This window comes from Streptomyces sp. ICN903 (assembly GCF_022015835.1).
GTDB classification, from domain to species: domain Bacteria; phylum Actinomycetota; class Actinomycetes; order Streptomycetales; family Streptomycetaceae; genus Streptomyces; species Streptomyces fenghuangensis.
This window is the reverse complement of the sequence record NZ_JAKMAY010000346.1, coordinates 1-5,549: the sequence shown is the minus strand read 5'-3', so window position 1 is coordinate 5,549 and position 5,549 is coordinate 1. Positions and strand designations below refer to the sequence as shown.

6 protein-coding genes and 2 tRNA genes are annotated in these 5,549 nt (G+C 72.8%); 6 read left to right on the top strand and 2 right to left on the bottom strand.

Translation table 11 applies throughout. From position 1 onward, the window contains the following. Positions 1-295: 295 nt before the first annotated feature. The 6 genes from L7D48_RS25165 (at position 296) to L7D48_RS25140 (ending at position 2,937) form a co-directional block, all read left to right on the top strand. Positions 296-368: transfer RNA gene (locus L7D48_RS25165), tRNA-Thr, on the top strand. Between the two features lie 46 nt (positions 369-414). Continuing rightward, positions 415-490: transfer RNA gene (locus L7D48_RS25160), tRNA-Met, on the top strand. 85 nt (positions 491-575) lie between these two features. Then, positions 576-740 carry a 50S ribosomal protein L33 gene (gene rpmG / locus L7D48_RS25155; protein WP_003948671.1) on the top strand — a complete coding sequence of 55 codons (165 nt, stop codon included), beginning with the start codon at positions 576-578 and terminating at the stop codon, positions 738-740. A 142-nt stretch (positions 741-882) separates the two neighbouring features. Continuing rightward, positions 883-1,353 carry a MaoC family dehydratase N-terminal domain-containing protein gene (locus L7D48_RS25150; protein WP_237882801.1) on the top strand — a complete coding sequence of 157 codons (471 nt, stop codon included), beginning with the start codon at positions 883-885 and terminating at the stop codon, positions 1,351-1,353. Positions 1,354-1,358: 5 nt separating this feature from the next. Continuing rightward, entirely contained in the window at positions 1,359-1,793 is a 435-nt protein-coding gene (locus L7D48_RS25145; RefSeq protein WP_237882799.1) for a MaoC family dehydratase, read from the top strand. Positions 1,794-1,881: 88 nt separating this feature from the next. Further along, positions 1,882-2,937 carry a UDP-N-acetylmuramate dehydrogenase gene (locus tag L7D48_RS25140; protein ID WP_237882798.1) on the top strand — a complete coding sequence of 352 codons (1,056 nt, stop codon included), beginning with the start codon at positions 1,882-1,884 and terminating at the stop codon, positions 2,935-2,937. 43 nt (positions 2,938-2,980) lie between these two features. Here L7D48_RS25140 and L7D48_RS25135 read toward each other — a convergent pair whose 3' ends face one another. Together L7D48_RS25135 and L7D48_RS25130 are read right to left on the bottom strand one after the other, a co-directional pair. Next, entirely contained in the window at positions 2,981-4,069 is a 1,089-nt protein-coding gene (locus tag L7D48_RS25135) for an adenosine deaminase (RefSeq protein ID WP_237882797.1), read from the bottom strand. A 191-nt stretch (positions 4,070-4,260) separates the two neighbouring features. Continuing rightward, positions 4,261-5,499, bottom strand: coding sequence for a pyridoxal phosphate-dependent aminotransferase (locus L7D48_RS25130; protein ID WP_237882796.1), 1,239 nt, complete (start codon positions 5,497-5,499; stop codon positions 4,261-4,263). Between the last annotated feature and the right edge of the window lie 50 nt (positions 5,500-5,549).

Below are 5,549 nucleotides of genomic sequence, written 5' to 3'. Positions count from 1 at the left end.
GTTCGGGGGGCCCGGGGGCGGGGGCGCGTCGCGATCGGGCTGCGCCGGTTCCTGCGGCTGGCTGTCGGGCATGGGGCTCCCGCGTTTCGCTCATGATCGCTGGGGTGCACCGAAGCCTAGGACCGGGCCGGCCCCGGGGCGCGCCGCCATCACGTGGGAGCCCAATAGTCGTACCGGCGACCGCTCCGCTACGCCGGAAGAAGGGCGCGGGCCCCCGGCCGGTGCCGCCGTACGGAGGTGTGGCCGATACGGATTTCACGTTCGGCGCTCCGAGCGTGTAATGTCTTCATCGCTCGCCCCAATAGCTCAGTCGGCAGAGCGTCTCCATGGTAAGGAGAAGGTCTACGGTTCGATTCCGTATTGGGGCTCTGATGTGTGAGGCTCCCGTCGAGAGGCGGGGGCCGCCCGCATCGCGGCGGTGTAGCTCAGTCGGTAGAGCAAACGGCTCATAATCGTTGTGTCACCGGTTCGAGTCCGGTCACCGCTACCAAACCCAGTAGCCGATTGCGGGGTCGGTCCTCCGATCGGCTACTCTTTCTGCGTTAAACCCGTCCCAGCCGTCAAGGAGCACTCACGTGGCTGCCACCGACGTCCGCCCGAAGATCACGCTGGCCTGCGTGGAGTGCAAGGAGCGGAACTACATCACCAAGAAGAACCGGCGCAACAACCCGGACCGTCTTGAGATGAAGAAGCACTGCCCGCGCTGCAACGCGCACACCGCGCACCGCGAGACGCGATAAACGCCGCGACCGGCCAGGCCGCCGCGCACAGACACGCAAAGCCGTGAGGCCGTCCCCGTTCGCGGGGGCGGCCTCACGGCTTTGCGTCCGTCCGAGCCGTCCGATCAGCAACCACCCGCAAGCCGTATGGAGGTACCGGGCCATGGCGCTCGACCAGTCCTTCGTGGGGCGGAGCTATCCGCCCACCGCGCCGTACGAGGTCGGCCGGGAGAAGATCCGCGAGTTCGCCGAGGCCATCGGTGACGCCCACCCCGCCTACACAGACCCGGAGGCGGCCGGTGAGCTCGGTCACCCCGACGTGATCGCCCCGCCCACCTTCGTCTTCGCCATCACCTTCAAGGCGGCCGGGGAGGTCGTCGCGGACCCGAAGCTGGGGCTGGACTACAGCCGGGTGGTGCACGGCGACCAGAAGTTCGCCTACAGGCGGCCGGTGCGCGCCGGCGACCGGCTCACGGTGACCTCCACCATCGAGGCGGTGAAGTCCATGGCGGGCAACGACATCCTGGACATCCGCGGCGAGGTGCACGACGAGGCCGGCGAGCACGTGGTGACGGCCTGGACCAAGCTGGTGGCCCGCGCGGCCGACGGCACGACCGGCAAGCAGGGGGAGTGAGGCGGATGACGGCGAGGATCGCGTACGCGGACGTCGAGGCCGGCACCGAGCTGCCCGCACGGAGCTTCCCCGTGACCCGCGACACGCTCGTGCGGTACGCGGGCGCCTCCGGCGACTTCAACCCGATCCACTGGAACGAGCGGTTCGCACGCGAGGTCGGCCTCCCCGACGTCATCGCGCACGGCATGTTCACCATGGCCGAGGCCGCCCGCGTGGTGACCGACTGGACCGGCGACCCGGGCGCGCTCGTGGAGTACGGCGTGCGCTTCACCAGGCCCGTCGTCGTCCCCGACGACGGCTCGGGCGCCGTGATCGAGGTCTCGGGCAAGGTCGCGGCCAAGCTCGACGACGAGGCCCGCACCGTCCGGGTGGACCTCACGGTCACCAGCGCCGGGCAGAAGGTGCTGGGCATGTCCCGCGCGGTGGTCCGGCTCGCCTGAGCGCGCCGCCGCGCCGGTACCACGGCCACACGTCCGGTGGAGGCGGCCGTACGGATACGCGTACGGCCGCTCTCGTACTCTTGGGCGCGTGCAGGAACTCCACGACGCGCCCCTCGCCCCGCTGACCACCTTCCGTCTGGGCGGCCCCGCGGCCCGCCTGGTCACGGCCACCACCGACGAGGAGGTGACCGAGGCGGTACGGGCCGCCGACGCCGACGGCACCCCGCTGCTGCTCGTCGGCGGCGGCAGCAACCTCGTCATCGCCGACGAGGGCTTCGCGGGCACCGCCCTGCGCATCGCCACCACCGGCTTCCGCCTGGAGGGCACCCGTCTGGAGCTGGCGGCGGGCGAGAACTGGTCCGAGGCCGTCGCCCGCACCGTCGAGGCCGGGCTCGCGGGCGTCGAGTGCATGGCCGGCATCCCCGGATCGGCGGGTGCCACGCCCATCCAGAACGTCGGTGCGTACGGCCAGGAGGTCTCCTCCACGATCACCGAGGTCGTCGCCTACGACCGCCGGTCCGGCGAGACCGTCACCATCCCCGCCGCCGAGTGCGGGTTCTCCTACCGGCACAGCCGCTTCAAGGCCGACCCCACCCGCTTCGTCGTGCTGCGCGTCCGCTTCGAGCTGGAGGACGCGGGCGGCCTCTCGGCGCCCCTGCGCTACGCCGAGACCGCGCGGGCGCTGGGTGTGGAGACCGGTGAGCGGGTGCCGGTGGAGCGGGCCCGCGAGACCGTTCTGAAGCTGCGCGCGGGCAAGGGCATGGTGCTCGACCCGGAGGACCACGACACCTGGTCGGCCGGCTCCTTCTTCACCAACCCCGTGCTCACCGAGGACGAGCACGCCGCCTTCCTCGCCCGCGTCGCCGAGCGGCTGGGGCCGGACACCGCCCCGCCCGCCTACCCGGCCGGGGACGGCCTGGTGAAGACCTCCGCCGCCTGGCTGATCGACAGGGCCGGCTTCGCCAAGGGCTACGGCGACGGCCCGGCCCGGATCTCCACCAAGCACACCCTCGCCCTGACCAACCGGGGCTCGGCCACCACCGCCGACCTCCTCGCCCTGGCCCGCGAGGTCCGCGACGGCGTGCGCGAGGCGTTCGGCGTGACGCTGGTCAACGAGCCGGTGACCGTGGGCTGCTCGCTCTGAGGGGGCGCCCGCACCCCCGTCCCCTCGGAACACTCCCCGCGGCTCAGACGGCTCCCTGCGAGGCGGAGGCGGATGCGGGCCCGGACACGGACGCGGACGGGGCCTGCCCCGGCTCCTCCACCAGCCAGGCGTCGATGTCCGCCAGGATCGCCTTCCGGACGTCCTCCGGGGCGCGCGAACCGCGCACCGACTGGCGGGCCAGTTCCGCCAGCTCCTCGTCCGTGAAGCCGTGGTGGCGCCGCGCGATCTCGTACTGCGCGGCCAGCCGGGAGCCGAACAGCAGGGGGTCGTCGGCGCCCAGCGCCAGCGGCACCCCCGCCTCGAACATGGTCCGCAGCGGTACGTCCTCGTGCCGGTCGTACACCCCCAGCGCCACGTTGGAGGCCGGGCAGACCTCACAGGTGACGCCCTGCGCGGCCAGCCGCGCCAGCAGCCGCGGATCCTCGGTGGCGCGCACCCCGTGCCCGACGCGGCCCGCGCGCAGGTCGTCCAGGCAGTCGGCGACGGACTGCGGCCCCGACAGCTCGCCGCCGTGCGGGGCCGCCAGCAGGCCGCCCCGGCGCGCGATGGCGAAGGCCCGGTCGAAGTCCCGGGCGAAGCCGCGCCGTTCGTCGTTGGACAGACCGAAGCCCACCACGCCGCGGTCGGCGTAGCGCACGGCCAGCCGGGCCAGGGTGCGGGCGTCCAGCGGATGCCGCATCCGGTTCGCGGCGACTAGTACGCGCATGCCGAGCCCGGTCTCCGCGGAGGCGCTCTCCACCGCGTCCAGGATGATCTCCATCGCCGGGATCAGCCCGCCCAGGCGCGGGGCGTAGGAGGTCGGGTCCACCTGGATCTCCAGCCAGCGGGAACCGTCCCGCACATCCTCCTCGGCGGCCTCGCGGACCAGCCGCCGGATGTCGTCGGGCGTGCGCAGGCAGGAGCGCGCGGCGTCGTACAGCCGCTGGAAGCGGAACCAGCCGCGTTCGTCGGTGGCCCGCAGCTTCGGGGGGCGTCCGCTGCTCAGCGCGTCCGGGAGGTGGACGCCGTGTCTGTCGGCGAGCTCCAGCAGTGTGCCCGGGCGCATGGACCCGGTGAAGTGCAGGTGGAGATGGGCCTTCGGGAGCTTGCGGACGTCACGAGCGCTTTCCATCCGAAGATTTTGCCGCACTCGCGACACGCCCGGAAGTCACCACCACGATCGGGGAGGGGCCGGAACACGCGAGCGGGCCCGCGCGAGCAGTGCTCGCGCGGGCCCGTCCGTGGGCGCTCCGGGGCCCCGGTGAGGGTGCCGCCGGGCCGGACCGGAGCGGCTCGGGCCGGCTCAGGCCGGCTCAGGCCGGCTCAGGACTTGGCCTCGGCCAGCAGCTTCTGGATCCGCGAGACGCCCTCGACCAGGTCCTCGTCGCCCAGCGCGTAGGACAGCCGCAGGTAGCCCGGGGTGCCGAACGCCTCACCGGGGACGACCGCGACCTCGGCCTCCTCCAGGATCAGCTCGGCCAGCTCCACGCTCGTGGCCGGGCGCCGGCCGCGGATCTCCCGGCCCAGCACGCCCTTGACCGACGGGTAGGCGTAGAAGGCGCCCTCCGGCTCGGGGCAGGTGACGCCGTCGATCTCGTTCAGCATCCGCACGATCGTCCTGCGGCGGCGGTCGAACGCCTCGCGCATGCGCGCCACGGCCTCCAGGTCACCGGAGACGGCGGCCAGCGCGGCGGCCTGGGCGACGTTGGAGACGTTGGAGGTGGCGTGCGACTGGAGGTTGGTGGCGGCCTTCACCACGTCCTTCGGGCCGATGATCCACCCCACCCGCCAGCCGGTCATGGCGTACGTCTTGGCCACGCCGTTGACGACCACGCACCGGTCGGCCAGCTCCGGCACGACAACCGGCAGCGAGGAGAACTCCGCGTCGCCGTAGACCAGGTGCTCGTAGATCTCGTCGGTGAGCACCCACAGACCGTGCTCGGCGGCCCAGCGGCCGATCTCCTCGACCTGGGCGCGCGAGTAGACGGCGCCGGTCGGGTTGGAGGGGGAGACGAACACCAGCACCTTGGTGCGCTCGGTGCGGGCCGCCTCCAGCTGCTCCACCGAGACCCGGTAGCCGGTGGTCTCGTCGGCGACCACGTCCACGGGGACGCCCCCGGCCAGCCGGATCGACTCGGGGTAGGTGGTCCAGTACGGCGCGGGGACGATGACCTCGTCGCCCGGGTCGAGGATGGCGGCGAAGGCCTCGTAGATGGCCTGCTTGCCGCCGTTGGTGACCAGTACCTGGGACGCCTCGACCGAGTAGCCGGAGTCGCGCAGCGTCTTCGCCGCGATGGCCTCCTTCAGCTCGGGGAGCCCGCCGGCCGGGGTGTAGCGGTGGAAGCGCGGGTTCCGGCAGGCCTCCACCGCGGCCTCGACGATGTAGTCGGGGGTCGGGAAGTCGGGCTCGCCCGCGCCGAAGCCGATCACCGGCCGCCCGGCCGCCTTGAGGGCCTTGGCCTTGGCGTCGACGGCGAGCGTGGCGGACTCGGAGATCGAGCCGACGCGGGCCGAGACCCGGCGCTCGGTGGGTGACTGGTTGGAAGGGGTTGCAGCAGTCATGGGGGCATCGTCGCAGACGGGGGGTCGCCCGGGCACGTGGGTCGCGGGGG